22 protein-coding genes are annotated in these 18,884 nt (G+C 35.6%); 16 read left to right on the forward strand and 6 right to left on the reverse strand.

The features are described from left to right. The first annotated feature begins 45 nt into the window (after positions 1 to 45). From SPD45_RS05910 to SPD45_RS05920, 3 genes are all read left to right on the forward strand, one after another. The gene (locus SPD45_RS05910) at positions 46 to 1,185 is read left to right on the forward strand and encodes a cysteine desulfurase family protein (RefSeq protein WP_336266809.1); all 1,140 of its coding nucleotides are present in this window, start codon (positions 46 to 48) and stop codon (positions 1,183 to 1,185) included. 6 nt (positions 1,186 to 1,191) lie between these two features. Further along, the gene (gene thiI / locus SPD45_RS05915; protein WP_336266810.1) at positions 1,192 to 2,394 is read left to right on the forward strand and encodes a tRNA uracil 4-sulfurtransferase ThiI; all 1,203 of its coding nucleotides are present in this window, start codon (positions 1,192 to 1,194) and stop codon (positions 2,392 to 2,394) included. Between the two features lie 90 nt (positions 2,395 to 2,484). Next, positions 2,485 to 2,688 carry an alpha/beta-type small acid-soluble spore protein gene (locus SPD45_RS05920; RefSeq protein WP_336266811.1) on the forward strand — a complete coding sequence of 68 codons (204 nt, stop codon included), beginning with the start codon at positions 2,485 to 2,487 and terminating at the stop codon, positions 2,686 to 2,688. A 159-nt stretch (positions 2,689 to 2,847) separates the two neighbouring features. Here SPD45_RS05920 and SPD45_RS05925 read toward each other — a convergent pair whose 3' ends face one another. After that, complete coding sequence (locus SPD45_RS05925; RefSeq protein ID WP_336266901.1) at positions 2,848 to 4,887, reverse strand: catalase; 2,040 nt, start codon at positions 4,885 to 4,887, stop codon at positions 2,848 to 2,850. Between the two features lie 157 nt (positions 4,888 to 5,044). On the opposite strand from SPD45_RS05925, the gene tpx reads away from it, so the two are divergent. From tpx to SPD45_RS05950, 5 genes are all read left to right on the forward strand, one after another. Continuing rightward, entirely contained in the window at positions 5,045 to 5,542 is a 498-nt protein-coding gene (tpx, locus tag SPD45_RS05930; protein ID WP_336266812.1) for a thiol peroxidase, read from the forward strand. Between the two features lie 268 nt (positions 5,543 to 5,810). Beyond that, on the forward strand, positions 5,811 to 6,791 hold the full coding sequence (locus tag SPD45_RS05935; RefSeq protein WP_336266813.1) for a class I SAM-dependent methyltransferase: 981 nt from the start codon (positions 5,811 to 5,813) through the stop codon (positions 6,789 to 6,791). 57 nt (positions 6,792 to 6,848) lie between these two features. Continuing rightward, positions 6,849 to 8,048: an acetate kinase gene (locus SPD45_RS05940; RefSeq protein WP_336266814.1), complete on the forward strand. Its 1,200-nt coding sequence runs from the start codon at positions 6,849 to 6,851 to the stop codon at positions 8,046 to 8,048. 356 nt (positions 8,049 to 8,404) lie between these two features. Beyond that, complete coding sequence (locus SPD45_RS05945) at positions 8,405 to 9,004, forward strand: DoxX family protein (RefSeq protein WP_336266816.1); 600 nt, start codon at positions 8,405 to 8,407, stop codon at positions 9,002 to 9,004. Positions 9,005 to 9,015: 11 nt separating this feature from the next. After that, a complete protein-coding gene (locus tag SPD45_RS05950) occupies positions 9,016 to 9,513 on the forward strand; it encodes a MogA/MoaB family molybdenum cofactor biosynthesis protein (protein WP_442961994.1) in 498 nt (165 codons plus the stop codon). A gap of 54 nt (positions 9,514 to 9,567) precedes the next feature. Here SPD45_RS05950 and SPD45_RS05955 read toward each other — a convergent pair whose 3' ends face one another. After that, complete coding sequence (locus tag SPD45_RS05955; RefSeq protein WP_336266818.1) at positions 9,568 to 10,002, reverse strand: universal stress protein; 435 nt, start codon at positions 10,000 to 10,002, stop codon at positions 9,568 to 9,570. A gap of 221 nt (positions 10,003 to 10,223) precedes the next feature. On the opposite strand from SPD45_RS05955, the gene ald reads away from it, so the two are divergent. From ald to SPD45_RS05990, 7 genes are all read left to right on the forward strand, one after another. After that, on the forward strand, positions 10,224 to 11,339 hold the full coding sequence (gene ald, locus SPD45_RS05960; protein ID WP_336266819.1) for an alanine dehydrogenase: 1,116 nt from the start codon (positions 10,224 to 10,226) through the stop codon (positions 11,337 to 11,339). A 261-nt stretch (positions 11,340 to 11,600) separates the two neighbouring features. Further along, complete coding sequence (locus SPD45_RS05965) at positions 11,601 to 11,915, forward strand: hypothetical protein (protein ID WP_336266820.1); 315 nt, start codon at positions 11,601 to 11,603, stop codon at positions 11,913 to 11,915. Positions 11,916 to 12,034: 119 nt separating this feature from the next. Then, positions 12,035 to 12,520, forward strand: coding sequence for a cupin domain-containing protein (locus SPD45_RS05970; RefSeq protein ID WP_336266821.1), 486 nt, complete (start codon positions 12,035 to 12,037; stop codon positions 12,518 to 12,520). Between the two features lie 185 nt (positions 12,521 to 12,705). Beyond that, on the forward strand, positions 12,706 to 13,386 hold the full coding sequence (locus SPD45_RS05975) for a metal-dependent hydrolase (protein WP_336266822.1): 681 nt from the start codon (positions 12,706 to 12,708) through the stop codon (positions 13,384 to 13,386). 226 nt (positions 13,387 to 13,612) lie between these two features. Further along, positions 13,613 to 14,362, forward strand: a complete 750-nt coding sequence (locus SPD45_RS05980; RefSeq protein WP_336266823.1) for a prepilin peptidase — start codon at positions 13,613 to 13,615, stop codon at positions 14,360 to 14,362. Between the two features lie 73 nt (positions 14,363 to 14,435). Beyond that, positions 14,436 to 14,681 (forward strand): hypothetical protein, encoded by a 246-nt coding sequence (locus SPD45_RS05985; RefSeq protein ID WP_336266824.1) that lies wholly within the window; start codon positions 14,436 to 14,438, stop codon positions 14,679 to 14,681. Between the two features lie 98 nt (positions 14,682 to 14,779). Continuing rightward, a complete protein-coding gene (locus SPD45_RS05990) occupies positions 14,780 to 16,087 on the forward strand; it encodes a DRTGG domain-containing protein (RefSeq protein ID WP_336266825.1) in 1,308 nt (435 codons plus the stop codon). Between the two features lie 87 nt (positions 16,088 to 16,174). Here SPD45_RS05990 and SPD45_RS05995 read toward each other — a convergent pair whose 3' ends face one another. Beyond that, positions 16,175 to 16,471, reverse strand: a complete 297-nt coding sequence (locus SPD45_RS05995; RefSeq protein WP_336266826.1) for a YtpI family protein — start codon at positions 16,469 to 16,471, stop codon at positions 16,175 to 16,177. Between the two features lie 106 nt (positions 16,472 to 16,577). On the opposite strand from SPD45_RS05995, the gene SPD45_RS06000 reads away from it, so the two are divergent. Beyond that, a complete protein-coding gene (locus SPD45_RS06000) occupies positions 16,578 to 17,522 on the forward strand; it encodes a DHH family phosphoesterase (protein ID WP_336266827.1) in 945 nt (314 codons plus the stop codon). A 121-nt stretch (positions 17,523 to 17,643) separates the two neighbouring features. Here SPD45_RS06000 and SPD45_RS06005 read toward each other — a convergent pair whose 3' ends face one another. The 3 genes from SPD45_RS06005 to SPD45_RS06015 form a co-directional block, all read right to left on the reverse strand. Then, positions 17,644 to 17,841 (reverse strand): hypothetical protein, encoded by a 198-nt coding sequence (locus SPD45_RS06005; protein ID WP_336266828.1) that lies wholly within the window; start codon positions 17,839 to 17,841, stop codon positions 17,644 to 17,646. A 114-nt stretch (positions 17,842 to 17,955) separates the two neighbouring features. Further along, entirely contained in the window at positions 17,956 to 18,453 is a 498-nt protein-coding gene (ytrI, locus tag SPD45_RS06010) for a sporulation membrane protein YtrI (protein ID WP_336266829.1), read from the reverse strand. Next, entirely contained in the window at positions 18,453 to 18,785 is a 333-nt protein-coding gene (locus SPD45_RS06015; RefSeq protein ID WP_336266830.1) for a YtrH family sporulation protein, read from the reverse strand. The genes ytrI and SPD45_RS06015 overlap by 1 nt, the downstream gene beginning before the upstream one ends. Positions 18,786 to 18,884: the final 99 nt, after the last annotated feature.

Here is an 18,884-nt window from a genome sequence, read left to right on the forward strand (position 1 = left end):
CGTTTTATTGCTTTTAACAATGGATTAAATATAGGAAGTGTTGAAATGATTTATTTAGATAATAGTGCAACAACAAAACCAGATGCCACTGTTTTACAAAGTTTTATGCAAGTGAATGAGAAATATTATGGAAATCCATCTTCCATTCATAAAATGGGTGGAGAAGTAGAAAAATTACAAACGAAAGCACGTGAACAAGCAGCACAATTGCTCGGTGTAAATCCTTCAGAAATTATTTTCACTTCAGGTGGTACAGAAGGAAATAATATGGCGATTAAAGGGATCGCTTTACAACATCAACAACGTGGGAAACATATTATTACTTCTAGTATAGAACATCCTGCAGTATATGATACGTGCCTTTCATTGGAAAAATTAGGTTTCACTGTGACAGTTTTACCTGTAAATGAACATGGAATCGTTGATGTGAAAGCATTAAAAGCTGCGATTACAGAGGAAACGATTTTAGTATCCATCATGCATGTAAACAATGAAATTGGGGCAATTCAACCGATGGAAGAAATTGGCGAAATAGTACGTGCCCATAAAAAAATATTTTTTCACGTCGATGCAGTGCAAGCGTTAGGGAAGATACCTGTTCATATAAAACGTGCAAATGTAGATTTGTGTACCTTTTCTGGACATAAAATAAATGGCTTAAAAGGAACTGGTTTATTATACGTACGAGACGGTGTCACGCTGTTTCCATTGTTTCATGGTGGTGGACAAGAACATGGACTTCGTTCGGGAACAGAAAATGTGGCAGGCAATGTCGCTTTCGTTCGAGCATTACGTCTTATTTTAGAATGTGAGGCAAAAAAGAGTGAACATTTACATTCTATTCAAAAACAATTATTAGAAGGTTTAGCTGAAATGGCACATATATATGTCAATTCAACAGCGGAAGGTGCACCACATATCGTTCATTTTTCGGTGCCGGGTATTAAACCAGAAGTATTGATCCATGCATTATATGAAGAAGGGATTATTTTATCGACAAAATCAGCATGTTCATCGAAGCAAGAAGATAAAAGTCGTGTCTTAGAAGCATGTGGAAAGAGCGAAGAGATTGCAACTTCAGGCATTCGTCTAAGTACAAGTTATCATACGACAGAAGCGGAAGTGACACAGTTTTTAACTGTATTACATTCGACAGTTACACAATTAAAAGGGATATTGGGGTAGATAATAATGGAATATGATCACATTTTAATCCGTTACGGTGAATTAGCATTAAAAGGTAAAAATATTAAGCAATTTATCGTCCGTTTGCAACAAAATATTCGAGAAGCTTTATATGAATACGAACAAGTAAAAGTAAAACGTTCATTAGGGCGTTTATTTGTAGAACTTCATGGAGCAGATCCGACGCCGATTATGGAAAGATTACAAAAAGTGTTTGGGATTTATAGTTTAAGTTTAGCGATTAAAGTAAATAATGAAGAAGAGGCAATTAAAGAAGCGGCATTACATGCATTATTAAGTAGCAAAAATGCAAAAACGTTTAAAGTTGCTGTTCGACGTGCGAATAAAAATTTCCCGATTCGTTCACAAGAGATGAATCAAATTTTAGGGGGACATTTATTACGTCATAGTGAAGGGTATACGGTAAATGTACATGAACCAGATGTTGAAATACGTGTTGAAATTCGCGAAAAAGCAACATACATTACTTCTACAGTTGTAAAAGGTGCTGGTGGATTACCAGTAGGTTCAAGTGGTAAATCGTTATTACTTTTATCAGGTGGGATCGATTCACCTGTTGCAGGATATTTAATGATGAAACGTGGCCTTGAAATCGAAGCGGTTCATTTTCATTCTCCACCATTTACAAGTGAACGCGCGAAACAAAAAGTGTTAGATTTGGCAAAAATTTTAACCGAATATGGTGGTTCGATTAAAGTGCATTTAGTTCCATTTACGGAATTACAACAAGAAATTTTTAAACAGATACCAGAGCGCTACGGTATGACGGTGATGCGTCGTATTATGCTCCAAATTAGTGAAAAAATTTGTCAAAACAATCATATTTTAGCGGTAACAACTGGTGAAAGTTTAGGACAAGTGGCAAGTCAAACGTTGGCTAGTATGAATACCATTAATGAAGTGACGAATATTCCTGTATTACGCCCGCTCGTGGCGATGGATAAAGAAGAAATCATCACATATTCACGAAAAATTGGTACGTACGATTTATCCATTTTACCATATGAAGATTGTTGTACGATATTTGTACCGAAAGCACCAAGTACGAATCCAAAGCGTGAAAAAGTGTTGCAATTAGAAGAGGGAGCAGACTTCACATCATTTATTGATAAGGCAATGGCTGGAATCGAAGTTGTAACCGTTGATGCGAAGGCGATTGAAGAGGATGATTTTTCGGATTTATTATAATTAGTGACATTTGGATGAATTTCCAATAATTGAAATGTATCAATACCTCCGTTGGTGAGCAACATAAACATAACCAAGGAGGTGAAGGACATGCCAAGCAGAAACAATTCGAATCAGTTAGTCGTGCCAGGAGCACAACAAGCGATTGACCAAATGAAAACTGAGATTGCGCAGGAATTTGGTGTTCAACTTGGTCCAGATACGACATCAAGAGCTAACGGGTCTGTAGGTGGTGAAATCACTAAACGTCTCGTTCATATGGCGCAACAACAATTAGGTGGAAATCAATCATAACTAAATAAAAAAACGAAGAGGCTAAGATGAAAGGGTAACTTTTATCTTAGTCTCTTTCTAATTTTAAATGACTTTTTAAAAAATCTCTTTATGAAGCATAACAACCATAATGCTAAATTTATTTTCACGTATTCAACTATAAAATGCATCATTCTGTCATTATACAGATCTATTCCAAAATCGTTGCATAGCAATTGCTTCGACAAAAGCCTGTGCAAAATCCTCTTCATCCGAAGCAATAATAACACCAGATGCATTGGCTGGTACATCAAGAAACTTTTCGGCACTAGTTGCAATACCAATTGGTTTGTATTGCTTAAACATCGCAGTAAAATATGCATTCATTTCTCGTGAGACAATCGGTGTCAGTTTTTCGCCACCGATAATGTATAACGCATCATATAGGACGGGATATGTTGACTGGAAAAGTTTATTCGTAACAATTTCCACATTGTCTGTACCTTGCACTGTTCCAAGAGAATTTCCGATAAAATCAACGAACACACCATGTTTTTCTAATACTTGAATTGTCTTTGCGACTTCTTTTCCTGAAAAGCCTTCTGCTGCTAAAACAGCAACCCGTTGTGTATTCGGTAGATAGGTAGTATTTGCCAAACTTAATACTGGAGAACTTTCAGAGACATTTACTTGTTGATTCGTAGACTTTTGTACGCCGATGTGTGCCGCGATAATTGCCGACATCTCCTCATCGACATGGGCAAACATATCGACGACATTTTGCCGGACTTCTTTACTTTTTACATATCCTAAATGAAAAATAAATGTATCAATAATATTGCTTTTTTCTATTGGTGACATACTATTCCAAAAGAGACGTGCTTGCGAATAAAAATCATTAAATAAATCACTCGGTATTTCACGTGTAACTTCACCCATCACTTCTTCAGGATACGTACCATATCCACCTTCTTCTACAGGTGTCTCCAGTGGCGTATTGTCTGCTAACATATTTTCTTTATAGTTCACTGAATCGGCATCAATACGATATCTAGAATAACTATCTCTTTGATTGTAATGGACATCATTGATTGGCCGGTTAATTGGAATATCATTTATATTCCCTGTTCCTAAACGATGATAATCGGTATCCCGATAAGCAAATGTCCTACCTTGTAAGACAGGATCATTCGTGACATCAATTCCTGGGATAAGGGTGCCGGGATCAAAGGAAACTTGTTCTTCTTCGGCAAAATGGTTATCGACGAGCCTGTTTAGCGTCATTTTTCCAATAATTTCAACAGGAATAATCTCCTCTGGCCAAAATTTCGTATCATCTAATATGTCAAAGTCATAATTGAATTGATCTTCCTCTTCAATTAATTGAATGCCTAACTCATACTGAGGATAAGCACCACGTTCGATTGCCTCATGTAGATCACGACGATGATAATCGGGATCGACACCACCAATAATATTTGCCTCATCTAATAAAAGGGAATGCACTCCTAATAATGGCTTCCAAACGAAGCGGACGAACGTAGAAGCACCACTACTATTAATAAAACGAAATGTATTAATCGGCCAACCTTCCATCATGCGCCAACTTCTAGGACGACCACGATCTGACATTAACCACATAACAAAATGAGCGATTTCTTCATTATTACTTATATAATCCCAGGCATTATCATGAGCAACGGTTGCTTGTGGGACATCTGTTTGTGGATTCGGTTTTACGGCATGCACAAAATCAGCGAATTTCATTGCATCTAAAATCGAAAATACGGCAAAAGATAAAGCTAACATGTCATAATTTCCTTCTTCGGTATAAAATTTCGTCGCAAAACCACGAATATCAATAGCCGTATCTTTGGATCCTTTACTTCCGATAAAATTAGAAAAACGGACAAATACAGGTGTTTTTCTCCCTACTTCTTGTAAAAAATGTGCTGTCGTTAAGTTGGACAATGAGCGATAACATTCAAACTCACCATAAACACCATCTCCACGTGCGTGAACTACCTTTTCCGGAATCCTTTCCCTATTAAAATGTGACTGTTTTCGATAAAAATGTAAATCTTGTAATAAAGTTGGCCCACGCCTTCCTGCACGTAAGGACCAACGATTATTTGATATGTTTGTTCCAGTATCACTCGTTAATTTTTTCTCATCACCTGTATTATGATGAGTAAACTTTTCCATTTGCTCATTTTTTCGGTTGTTTTTCTCTTTCAACATCCATTCTCCTTTCACATTCATCACTCTATTTGTATGATAAGAACATAAATAGGTGAATGTAGGAGAAAAGATTTCCCTTTTTTAAAATAAAATAGTGGACAATCTAGCGTTCGTTATTCATAATGAATATATACATAAAATGAAAGGGTGTATTAAATTGACAACAATTACGTTTAAAGATAATCCTGTCACACTATTAGGGACAGAGGTAATCGTAGGCAATGACGCACCGAATTTCACTGTCCTAAATAATGCTTTAGAGGAAAAAACATTAGACGATTACAGTGGAAAAGTAAAAATAATTAGTGTAGTTCCTTCATTAGATACCGGTGTATGTCAATTACAGACGAAACGTTTTAATGAAGAAGCAGACAAATTAGATGATGTACAAGTGTTAACAATTAGTATGGATTTACCGTTTGCACAAGCACGTTGGTGTGGTGCGGAAGGAATTGAAAATATAGATGTGCTTTCCGATCATCGTGAAGCTAGTTTCGGGAAAAAGTATGGTGTACTTATAAAAGAATTAAGACTTTTAGCAAGGGCAGTATTCGTCGTAGATGCAAATGATCAAGTCGTTTATGTCGAATATGTACCTGAAGTTACAGATCATCCGAATTATGATGCGGCATTAGAAGCAGCGAGAAACGCTTAAATTTAAAAATGATCATGAGAATAGCGAGCAATATGTAAAAGGGAATCAAAAATTATTAGTACATTCTCTTTTGCATATATTTGCTCGTTTTTAATTGTGTGAAATACGCGGGAAAACACGAAAATAATACACGTGACACAAGAAAATAGGCAACTCATACAAATTGTCAGATTTCGATTACTTTTTAGCTAATATTTGTTAAAATATAAAGTAATTTAGATGTGTTATATAAAAGATGAGTGTCGCCTAATTTGCGGGAGGCAGTAAGATGGAAGAAAAAGACGTTGTACAATTATTTAATATTATTGACAAAACAACATCTGTTATACAACAAGAGGAGAGTGAAACATATTTAGATAGTTTAACGCGTAGTCTTGAGGCAATGTTTTTTGAAATAACGGATGAACCGTTGGGGGATAAAGGACAACAAATCGTCGACACGTCGTTAACCGATATAAATGTGGAACAATTGGACAAAACAACGATTAGAAAAGCAGTTCAGTTAGCTATTTTAAAGGGAATGAAAGAGGCAACACAACCTCAACATTTAATGACACCTGAGACAATTGCTATGTTTATCGGCTATTTAGCTGAAAAATTAACGAAGGATATGAAAGACGTACGTCTATTTGATCCTGTTAGTGGCACGGCGAATTTATTGCTTATCGTTTTAGAGCAATTAAAAAATAATACGAAAGCATATGGAAATGAAATTGATCCAACATTATTAAAGTTGGCTTTATTACATGCGAATTTACAGCAAAAAGAGGTTGAGTTTTTCCACCAAGATAGTATGCGTCCATTTTTATTAGATCCAGTTGATCTTGTTGTAGCTGATTTACCTGTAGGATATTATCCAGACGACATTCGTGCAAATGATTTTGAGTTGAAAGCTGATGAAGGACATAGTTATGCACACCATTTAATTATGGAGCAGAGCTTTATGTATACAAAAGAGGGAGGTTATTTAATTTTCATTATTCCGGAATCACTGTTTCAAAGTGAGCAAGCAGACAAGTTGCATGCGTTTATGAAAAAGCATGCACATATTATTGGACTGTTACAATTGTCTGATACGTTATTTAAAGGGAAAGAACAGAAAAAGAGTATTTTTATTTTACAGAAAAAAGGTCCGGAAACGAAAGAGGTTAAACAACCATTATTAGCGATGTTACCGTCATTCCAAGATGGACCGAAGATGGAAAATATGCTTGTGCAAATAAACAACTGGTTTGAAGAGAATATGTAGTGTCTTGCCAAAGAAATTATCGTTCATGTAGGTATAATTATGAGGAGGAATCTTATTATGGGGAAAGTGTTAGCGATTAATGCAGGAAGCTCATCTTTGAAATTCCAATTATTTGAAATGCCAGAGGAAACGGTTTTAGCGAAAGGGTTAATGGAACGTATTGGTTTTGATGGTTCAGAATTCACTTTAGAATATAACGAAACAGAAGAAGTATTCAAACAAGATATGCATGACCATGGGGAAGCGGTGGAGTTATTATTAAAAGAATTATTAGCCTCTCGTGTCATTGAATCATTAGATGAAATTATTGCTGTTGGCCATCGTGTCGTACACGGTGGGGAACATTTCAGTAAATCAGTAAAAATAACAGATGAAGTTATTGACATTATTGAAGGAGTATCAGAGTTAGCGCCGTTACATAATCCGCCTAACTTGACTGGTATTCGCGCTTTTTCGGAAGCGCTACCAAATGTACCAATGGTGGCAGTTTTTGACACTGCATTCCACCAAACGATGCCAGAGAAATCTTATATTTATAGCTTGCCGTATGAGTATTATGAAAAATATGGTATCCGTAAATATGGCTTCCACGGTACATCCCATAAATATGTTGCTGAAAAAGCGGCAGAGCTTATTGGACGCCCATTGGAAGATTTACGTTTAATTACTTGTCATTTAGGTAATGGGGCTAGTATTACAGCGGTAGAAAAAGGTAAATCCATTGATACATCCATGGGATTCACTCCTTTGGCAGGGGTAACGATGGGAACGAGGTCTGGAGATATCGACCCAGCCATTATTCCGTATATTAAAGAAAAAACAGGCATGGACGCTTCAGAAGTTGTAAACGTTTTAAATAAGAAAAGTGGGCTATTAGCATTGTCCGGTATCTCTAATGATTTACGTGATATTGAAGCGGCAGCAGAAAGAGGAGATGAGCGTGCAACTTTAGCTTTAGAAATTTTTGCGGCGCGTATTCACCAATATATTGGTTCATATGCTGCACGCATGTCCGGAGTGGATGCTATTATATTTACAGCTGGTGTGGGAGAGAACAGTGAGATCGTTCGTGAAAAAATCTTAACTGGTTTAGAGTTCATGGGTGTGTATTGGGATCCTAAATTAAATGCTGGTTGCCGTAAGCAAGCTGAATTAAGTTATTCACACTCACCTGTCAAAGTATTTATTATACCTACAGATGAAGAAGTAATGATTGCAAGAGATACGTATGAATTTTCAGGAATTGCAGTAAATTAATTATTTGAAAATGATGCGTTAGTATTGGTTGACACAAATTATTGCTTTGATTTATAGGATGTAAATGCATCAAACGATGCGGAGTCGTTTAAGAGATGTGTATATTTTAAATAATAGTTGTAAATACATTAAAACCTTGGTTGGCATCATGCTAGTCAAGGTTTTCTTTTTTGTGGACATTTATTATTTAACAGTAGTTTCTACACATTTTATCCATTAACATAAACATGCTTTTCATTCCATGTAAAATGGATTCATTCATGTTAGAAATCTTTTACACTATTTCAATGTATATGGTAAAATATACTCACGTATATAGTAGTTGTAATTACCTAAAATCATTGGAGGAGAGAAATGTGAAACGTATTTATAATGGGAAAGAGGTTTTAATGGACGATAATCCTATTGCGAGTTGGTTATTTTCCAATAGTGCATCTGCACCGATTTGGCTTATTTTCCGAATTTATTTAGGAGTGACTTGGCTAAGAGCCGGTATAAGTAAAGTAACGAATGAGATGTGGGTTGGTGCGGAATCGGGTACCGCATTAACGGGTTTTATTAGTGCTACATTAGAAAAAGCGTCAATAGACGAAGTGCCAAGTTGGTATGCACTATTTTCGGAAAAAGTGGTGTTGCCGAACGCTACCTTTTTCTCATTTATAGTTGCTTGGGGAGAAGTGTTCGTTGGTGTTGGTTTAATCATTGGGATGTTAACTGGGATTGCGGCGTTTTTTGGTGCATTTATGAATATTTCATTTTTATTAGCCGGAGCCGTTAGTATCAATCCATTTATGTTTATCGTCTCTATTTTACTCATTTTAGGATGGAAAGTTGCAGGTCATTATGGAGTGGATCAATATTTACTTCCAAAATTAGGGACGCCGTGGGCCCTTATTAATCCGAGCAATGATGACGGAAGGCTTGACTCTTTAAAATATTTTCATTATGTTGATTAAAGAGGAGCGTGATCATCATGCATGAAGTAGAAGAAAAATCTGTTCGCTGTTTTGTGGCGACAATTAGTGATACTAGAACGGTAGAAACGGATAAAAGTGGGAAATTAATTCGTCAATATTTAGAAGACAATCATCACGTTTGTGTCGACCATCAAATTATTAAAGATGAAGAGACATTAATTAAGGAAGCAATTGAAACACAGTTAAAAAATAACACAATTGATGCCATTTTATTAACTGGTGGAACTGGTATTAGCAAACGTGATGTGACAATTGAAGTCGTACAATCTATCATTGAAAAAGAAATTCAAGGTTTCGGTGAAATTTTTAGAATGATTAGTTATTTAGAAGATATTGGCGCTAGGGCGATTATGTCACGAGCAATTGCGGGAACTGTAGGGGAGAAAGTTATTTTTGCCATGCCTGGTTCATCAGGTGCAGTAAAATTGGCGATGGAAAAAATTATTTTACAAGAACTTTCTCATATTGTACATGAATTACATAAATAAGGAAGAGGCAGAAACGATGTATACATCATCTCTGCCTCTTTTTTTCATTTTCATTTAGCGGACAATTAATACGTCACATTTAGAGTATCTTGCTACTGCTTCTGATACACTTCCGATTAGGAATCTTTCTACTGCGTTTAATCCTGTCGCACCAACGACGATTAAATCAGCTTCGTTTTCAACTGCAATCTCTTTAGAAATTGCGACTTTAGGTGAACCGTATTTGATGACTAAGTCTACATCTTCTAATCCTGCGTCTTTAGCGTTTTGTACATATTCATTTAATAAGTCTTCTGCATATTTTTGAGCACGCTCAGATAATGAACGATCATATGCTTCAGCTGTTGCGAATGTACGTGAATCAACGACATGTGCTAATACTAAAGTTGCACCGTTTTCTTTTGCTACGTCTACTGCTTTGTTAAATGCTTTTTCAGATGCTTTTGAACCGTCTACTGCGATAATGATTTTTTTGTACTTCTCTGCCATTTCAAATTCCTCCCTAAATAGTCAATTCCTATCTAAGTCCTATTATAACATGAAATAATGATAAAATGGAAAAGGTTTACATGAATATTATGTGAAATTTGAAAAAATAGATGAAGAAAAAAGAATAAACAAAATATAATGAAAAAATAATGCATTTTTGCATAATATTTGTTAAAATTAATATTGTTTCATCTTTAAAAATTAAAAAGAGGTGCAGAATTGTGAGAATTGGAATACCTACTGAAATATTAAACAATGAAAATCGTGTAGCATTAGCGCCAAGTGGAGTGTTAACATTAACGAATGCAGGACATGAAGTCTTTGTACAAGCTGGTGCAGGAGAAGGATCTAGTTTTACAGATGAGGCTTATAAAGAAGCGGGAGCGACAATCGTAGCAACAGCGAAAGAAGCTTGGGCACATGAATTAATTTTAAAAGTAAAAGAACCATTAGAGGAAGAGTATGCTTATTTAAAAGAAGATCAAATTATTTTTACATATTTACATTTAGCATCTCAACCAGCATTGACGAAACAATTAGTAGAGAAAAATGTGACAGGTATTGCATATGAAACAGTACAATTACCAAACCGTTCTCTACCACTTTTAACACCAATGAGTGAAGTGGCAGGATATATGGCGACACAAATTGGTGCGCAATATTTAGAGAAAACAAAAGGCGGTAAAGGTGTTTTATTAGCTGGTATTTCTGGTGTAAAACGTGGAAAAGTAACGATCATCGGTGGAGGGGTCGTTGGAACGAATGCAGCAAAATTAGCAGTAGGTTTAGGTGCAACTGTGACAATTTTTGATTTAAACCCTGCAAGATTGAAAGAATTGAATGATTATTTCGGAAATTCAGTGAATGTCCTTATGTCAAACCCAATGGAAATTGCTGAGGCGATTCGTGAGTCTGATTTAGCAATCGGTTCCGTGTTAATTCCAGGTGCAAAAGCGCCAGTACTTGTAACAGAAGAGATGGTACAATCTATGGGAGAAGGATCTGTAATTGTAGATGTTGCCATTGACCAAGGTGGAAATTTTGCGACGAGTGAACGTACTACGACACATGATGAACCGATTTTTGTAAAGCATGGCGTGCTTCATTATGCTGTGCCAAATATGCCGGGAGCAGTTCCACAAACAGCAACAATCGGTTTAACAAATGCAACTGTTCCATATATTTTACAGATTGCAAACAAAGGGTATAAAAAAGCAGCGTTAGAAAATGAAGTTTTATTAAAAGGAATAAATACAGTTCAAGGAAAAGTGACAAATGAAGGAGTAGCATCAGCATTAAACTACGACTTTGTTGATCCTAAATCATTACTCGTTTAATGAAACTTGAAAGTCCATAGTTTACTTGTTATTAAGTTATATTTTTGAGAATAATCGCAATTATTAATGAATGTTTATGTTGCTTCATTAGTAATTGCTTTTTTATGCATTTGAAAAAACTTTCTTGGTTCGCCGAGGGTCTAAATAGCTTTAAGCGTAGGATTAAAAATGATTCCTGTCTCGATAAAATCCGACTACCATATCTTATAACAGAAGAGTGAAATTCTAATGTAGGATAAGAATAGATATAGTGAGTCGAAGTTGCAAGAATGGATGTCAAAGTTGCAAGAATACGACTCAAAGTTACAAGAATCTGACCCAAAGTTGCAAGAATACGATCCGAAGTTGCAAGAATGCGATCTGAAGTTGCAAGAATGCGGGCTGAAGTTGCAAGAATACGGGCCGAAGTTGCAAGAATCCAACCCGAAGTTGCAAGAATACGGGCCGAAGTTGCAAGAATCCAACTCGAAGTTGCAAGAATACGGGCCGAAGTTGCAAGAATGCGGGCCGAAGTTGCAAGAATGCGACCCGAAGTTGCAAGAATTCGACCCAAAGTTGCAAGAATCCAACCATTAATCCCAATTACCTTTCCTACAAAAAAGAAATCCCAAGTTGTTTTGTCATATAAAAATAGCACACTCCTTTATACGATACATAAGATGTCATTATAGTATGTATGTAAAGGAGAAAAGCCTATGAATGAAACTAGAAGTTCAACGGTCGAATGTTCGAATTGTGGAAGAAAATTTGTACCAGGTAGTTGTTTGACACCTGAGGAAGTTACGGTTGATCATGGTAATGAGCCATTTGTAACTGACATAGAGGCTGATACAGAACGTAATAATTATTTCCGTAGAGCTTTATGGACTGGGAAATACTTACAAGTGACCCTTATGAGTATAAAAGTTGGGGAGGATGTAGGACTTGAACGTCATGACGATACAGATCAATTTTTGAGAGTAGAAAAAGGAAGAGGACTCGTTCAAATGGGGCACAACTCTAATGAACTTAATGTAGAACACAGAGTAGAATCAGATTCAGCCATTATGGTGCCAGCAGGTATGTGGCATAATATTACTAATATCGGGAAAACACCTTTAAAATTATATTCTATATATGCTCCTCCTGAACATCCGTTTGGTACGATTCATCGTACAAAAGAGGATGATATACATTCATAAAAGTACAGTTAAAAGTTAAAATATGGTCATGTTTATCGGGGAAGATAAATGTGACCTTTTTTTACATTTGTCCAAAACGTCTGTAAATAGCTTAAATATCTAGAAACTAAATATATTTCTTTCTTTATGTAATCGCTTTATATATGATACACTAGGAAGTAAATGGATGTAAGGAGAGATAATCAATGAAAATTACGTATCATGGACATTCAGCAATAAGTATTGAAACAGACACGCATCGTATTTTAATGGATCCTTTCATTACAGGCAACAGTTTAAGTGACTTAGATCCAAACACGGTCGAAGCTGATGTCATTTTACTAACTCATGGACATAATGATCATGTTGGAGATGCATTTGCGATTGCAGAGCGTACAGGCGCACAAATCGTTGCGATAAATGAGCTCGCTGTATATGCAACACAAAAAGGATTACAAGCGCATGGCATGAATATAGGTGGTGCATTTGACTTTGATTTTGGACGTGTGAAATTTACACAAGCATTCCATAGCTCTTCATACGAGGAAGAAGATGGCACATTTATTTATACAGGTATGCCAGCGGGCATTATTTTAACGATAGGTGATAAAACTGTTTATCATGTCGGCGATACGGCATTATTTTCTGATTTAAAATTAATCGGTGAAAGAAATGATATTGATGTCGCATTCGTTCCAATCGGAGATAATTTTACGATGGGACCAGAGGATGCACTTCTTGCGGCAGAGTGGATCAATGCGAAAAAAGTTGTTCCCGTTCATTACAATACATTTCCAGTAATTGAGCAGGATCCTGATGCGTTTGTTGCCAAGCTAACTAATAGCGAAGGCTTCGCATTAAAAGCAGGGGAAAGCATTACACTATAGGTTTAAAATGAAAATTAAAAACGTTAGGAGCAAAACTTGTGATATACATGTTTTGCTCCTAACGTTTTTTGTTGACGTATGATACAAAATACTATGCAAAAACAACATTATACACACTATTTATTTCGAGAAAATCAAATTTGTATATTTACGTATTTATTCCTATACATCTGTGAAATTGTATTTATAATATGACGTAATATAAAAAATATAGGTGGTGACATAGATGGAAATAATGTTGTTTTTCCTATTAGGTGCAGTATTTGGTTCATTTTTTAATGTAGTCGGTTTGCGGGTACCGATGAATAGATCATTCTTACAAGGCCGTTCCGCTTGCCCACATTGTAATGGTACATTAAAATGGTTACATTTAATTCCGATTTTATCCTACTTATTACAAGGGAGAAAATGTCCTTATTGCAAAACGACAATCCCTATCACTTATGTACTAACGGAATGTGTGACGGCAGCTTTATTTAGTTATAGTTTTATCATGTTCGGATATTCTGTGGAACTAATCATCGCTTTGCTACTCATTAGTATGTTAATGATTGTTTTCGTTTCTGATGTTACATACATGGTCATCCCAAATAAAATTTTATTATTTTTCCTATCTTTATTTATGTTCATCCATATATTTATGTTTCCTGATTCATTTTTGATGGCTATTTTCGGTGCCTTCATTGGTTATAGTTTAATCGCATTCATTATTTTATTAAGTCAAGGGGGAATGGGTGCAGGCGATATGAAATTATTCGGGGTTTTAGGATTTATATTAGGCTGGAAATACGTACTCGTCACATTCTTTATCGCTGTATTTATCGGAGGCACATTAAGTGTGATCTATCTTCTCCAAAAGAAAATAAAGAAAAATGAAGCTATTCCATTCGGTCCTTATATTGTTATAGGAGCATTAATGACCTTTTTTAAAGGGGATTTGTTTCTAGATGTTTATTTACAAGTATTTGCTTATTAAAGTTAAATGTCCTTCATATTTAAAAATCGCGTGCATATAGTATGTGATAGATAGATGTAGGAGGGAAATTTTTATGAAAATATATTCTGTCGTTCGAATCATTTTTGCGTTCTTTTTAATGGTGCTTGCATTTCCGTACATTTTACAAATAGAAACGATGTTACAAGCAATTTTTTGGACGATATGGGCTTTGTTTTTCTTTTCTATCGTTGGAGGAAATTTAGCGATTTTATTACATGTAACACCTGTACCTGTAATGGAACAGCAAATACCTGGAAAAATGGAACAACGTCGACATAAAAGAGTGCAACAGAGATAATTACGCAAAATGGCGTGTTTTGATTGAGCTATTTGAAAAACATCTGTATAATTATTTTAATGTAACAGACTAGTACAGATGAAAGCTTGGTGATTTTAATGGCTACAAAACACGAACAAATTATTCGACATATTATGTCATTGGAAGTTGGACATAAAATTTCTGTGCGCCAAATTGCAAAGGAACTGGACGTAAGTGATGGGACGGCTTATCGTGCCATTAAGGAAGCAGAAAATCAAGGGTTAGTAAGTACGATAGAACGTGTCGGAACCATTCGGATTGAACGAAAGGAAAAAGAACATTTCAAACGACTCACATTTGCAGAAGTAATTAATGTGGTAGACGGACAAGTGTTAGGTGGTCGTGGTGGTTTACATAAGACATTAAATAAATTTGTCATTGGTGCCATGCAATTAGAAGCGATGATGCGTTATACAGAGGCAGATTCGTTATTAATTGTTGGTAACCGTGTAAAAGCACATGAACTAGCATTAAAAGCTGGAGCAGCTGTTCTAATTACCGGAGGCTTTGACACGAAAGAACATATTAAAAAGTTAGCCGATGAAAAAAACTTACCGATTATGTCGACGAGTTATGATACATTTACGGTTGCAGAAATGATTAACCGGGCGATTTATGACCAAATGATCAAAAAAGAAATTGTCTTTGTAGATGATATTTATACACCATATGATGAAGTACATCATTTATACAATACAGATACAGTTCGTGATTGGTACAATTTAAACGATATGACAAAACATACGCGCTTTCCTGTTATTGATGATGACGGAAAAGTATGTGGAATGGTTACATCAAAAGACGTGGTTGGCATCAATCATCAAACAAAGATTGAAAAAGTGATGACGAAAAATCCATTTACCGTACAACCGAAAACATCATTAGCATATGTTGCCCACCTTATGGTATGGGAAGGGATTGAAGTAGTGCCAATCGTCGGTCCGGTTCATGAATTAGAAGGGCTTGTTTCCCGACAGGACGTATTAAAAGCATTAAATGAAATGCAGAGACAGCCACAAGTAGGGGAAACAATTCATGATGTCATTTCGCGTGGATTAGATGCAGAAGAGGACGACCCGACAGTACTCCATACAGAGGTAACACCACAAATGACGAACCAACTCGGTACATTAGCAAATGGGGTCCTTACAACATTAATTACAGAAGCGAGTGCTCGATTACTTATCCATTTGAAAAAAGGGAATATGGCAGTAGAAAGTTTAAATGTATATTTCATTGAACCAGTACAGATGGATAGTAAATTAACAATCAAACCAAGATTGCTTGATGCAGGACGTTTATATGCAAAAATTAATGTTGAAGTATATAACGGAAAACATTTAGTTGCCCAAGGAATGCTCATGGCACAACTTTTAGATAGATAAAAAAAGGATGAGGTTGGACGTTATGAAAGTGTCAGGAACTAAAGTGTTCCTACTTTCTATTTGACCTAACCTCATCCTACTTTCTATTTATTCATTTGGATGTAGTCTTTTATATTCGTTACGATAATGCTTTGCTTCTTTAAAACCATCAAACATTTGTAGGCCACCAAGGAAGAGGAAGACGACACTGATAAATAAAATTAATTTCGTTTGGTAGGCAATATATTGGTTTACACCGAATGAAAATAAAAATAAACCTAAAAAAATTCGTGCTTTCGCATTGAAATATCTTTGTGTAAGACCATCTTTCGTTTTTAAGATAGCTACTTTATAATAAATGTAGAGCACGATTGAAATAATAATTAGCGTTGCAAAAATAAACATAAGTAACACGACTCCTATATTCAAAATTCTATTACTATTGTAGCGACAAATGTAAATAAATGCTAGAGATATTCACGATATGAAGAAACTAATGGGAGGAATAATAATGCCAAAACAACAAATATTAGATGCGATAAAAGAAAATGATACGATTATTTTACACCGCCATGTCCGTCCAGATGCTGATGCATTAGGGTCACAATGTGGTTTGAAAGAAATGATAAGCACAACTTTTCCAGAGAAAAACGTGTTCGTTGTAGGGGAGGAAGATCCTGCATTAACATTTCTTGCTGAAATGGATGACATTGCTGATGATATATTTACAGATGCGCTTGTCATTGTATGTGATACAGCGAACACCGGTCGAATTAGTGATGTGCGATATAAATTAGGGAAACAAATAATTAAAATTGATCACCATCCAAATGTAGACCCTTACGGAGATATTATGTGGGTCGATACGACGGCTAGCTCTACTTCGGAAATGATTTATGAACTATTATTATTTGGACAAGGTGAATGGAAATTAAGTGAATATGGGGCTAAGCTTATTTACGGTGGAATTGTTGGGGACACAGGACGCTTCTTATTTCCGAGTACGAATAATAAAACATTCCGTTATGCGGCAGATTTAATTGAGTATCCATTTGATCGTCAAGCATTGTATGATGGATTGTACAATGTAGAAGTAAAAATCGCTCGTTTACGTGGATATATTTTACAAAATTTCACTTTAACAAAATCCGGTGTTAGTAAAATTGTATTATCGAAAGAAGTTTTGGAGCAATTTGATGTACTTCCGTTAGAAACAGGAAAATTAGTTGGAACATTAGGGGAAGTGAAAGGGATTAAAGCATGGATCTTTTTTGTTGAGGAAGAAGATGTTATTCGTGTCCGCTTACGATCAAAAGGACCAGTCATTAATGAGCTTGCACAAAAATACAATGGTGGAGGACATCCATTAGCTTCAGGAGCATCTGTATCATCTTGGGAAGAAGCAGACCGTTTTATGGAAGATTTAGAAGCACTTTGTGCAGCGTATAAAGGATAATTAAAAATAGAGAGCTAGACCGTTATGGAATTACGAGCCGACATAAAAGGAAGAAGTTTGACACTTGTTTTTTATGTTGAAAGGTTTGTTCGTTAAACGGTTCTAAGCTCTTTTTGTCTGTTTATTCATCGGATTGGAGATTTTCAGGGATAAACCAGCAACCACCATTAATTTCTTCAAATGTTACACACATATCTTCTTTATGAATGCCACGCTTAATGAGCCGAATAAATTCAGGCGATTCCGCATATACTGCTCGTCCTTCTTTTAAAAGAGCGATTTTTTCATCCCGCATTTCTCTACGATCTAACACAGTCATATGTCATCCATCCTTTCCGCTTTTTCTTTCTCTATAAATAATGATCTTACTATCATTTTATCGGATATTTTCGGTTTATACTATAAAGTTTTTGTAAAATTCAAAAAATGTTCACTAATTGACCTTTTTTAATTGAATAAATAATGTAAGCTTTTCATAAATGAATAATTTTTTTACTTGGAGTTCAAATGTTAAGTCATCTATCGTATAAACATTATTTTCAATTAATTTAATAAGGAGGGTATCGTTTTCTGCGACACTTTGTACAGGTTTTCCGATAAAAGTTTCCAATTCTTTCTTAATCATATTTGTTAATTGGTGTTGGATGAGTGCATCTTGTTGAAACTGTTTTTCATTCGTAAAGCGGACTTCCGTTGAACCAATCGTATATGGCATCGTTTGTTCCAGTTTTTCTTTCTGTTCTATAAGTGCATCATATTGTTTCGTCAATGTAGCGATATCAGCATGTAATTGAATATTTTTTGCTAGCAGACTTTCATACATTTTTCCGTACATAAATGTAAATACGGTGTAAGCGACAACCGCACCGAAAAACATCCCTGCGAGAAACTTTTGCCATGTCGGTTTTTTATGATAAGGTGAAAAATGCATTACGTTACATCCTTTATTATGAACCATGATAAAATTAAAAATGCTGTTTTCACACCGAACATAGCGGAAATAATAAATAATAATTGTTTAAATAAATCTAATGTAGAGCCATCTAAAAAGCCGCGCTGGAAATTTTCGATGACATCAAATGTACCTCCGATGGCGGCGACGATGGCCCAAATTTTTAAAGATTGAGCAATACGTAACATTGCATTTAATGGAGCTTCACCAGTTAAGAATGAACCGATACTACCGATAATCGCTCCACCGATGATGACACCGAGGGCAATAAAATAACAATGTATAAATGAAGTAAAAAACCGTTCTTCCATTGTACAACCTCCGTTTCACATTCAATATATGCATCGTTTATGTATTCTATGAGACAAATCGATATAATAGATATACTAACTATTAAAGGTAGGGAAGAT

Origin of the sequence: Pseudogracilibacillus sp. SO10305, from assembly GCF_037072005.1 — a bacterium.
Lineage (GTDB): Bacteria > Bacillota > Bacilli > Bacillales > Amphibacillaceae > Pseudogracilibacillus > Pseudogracilibacillus intestinigallinarum.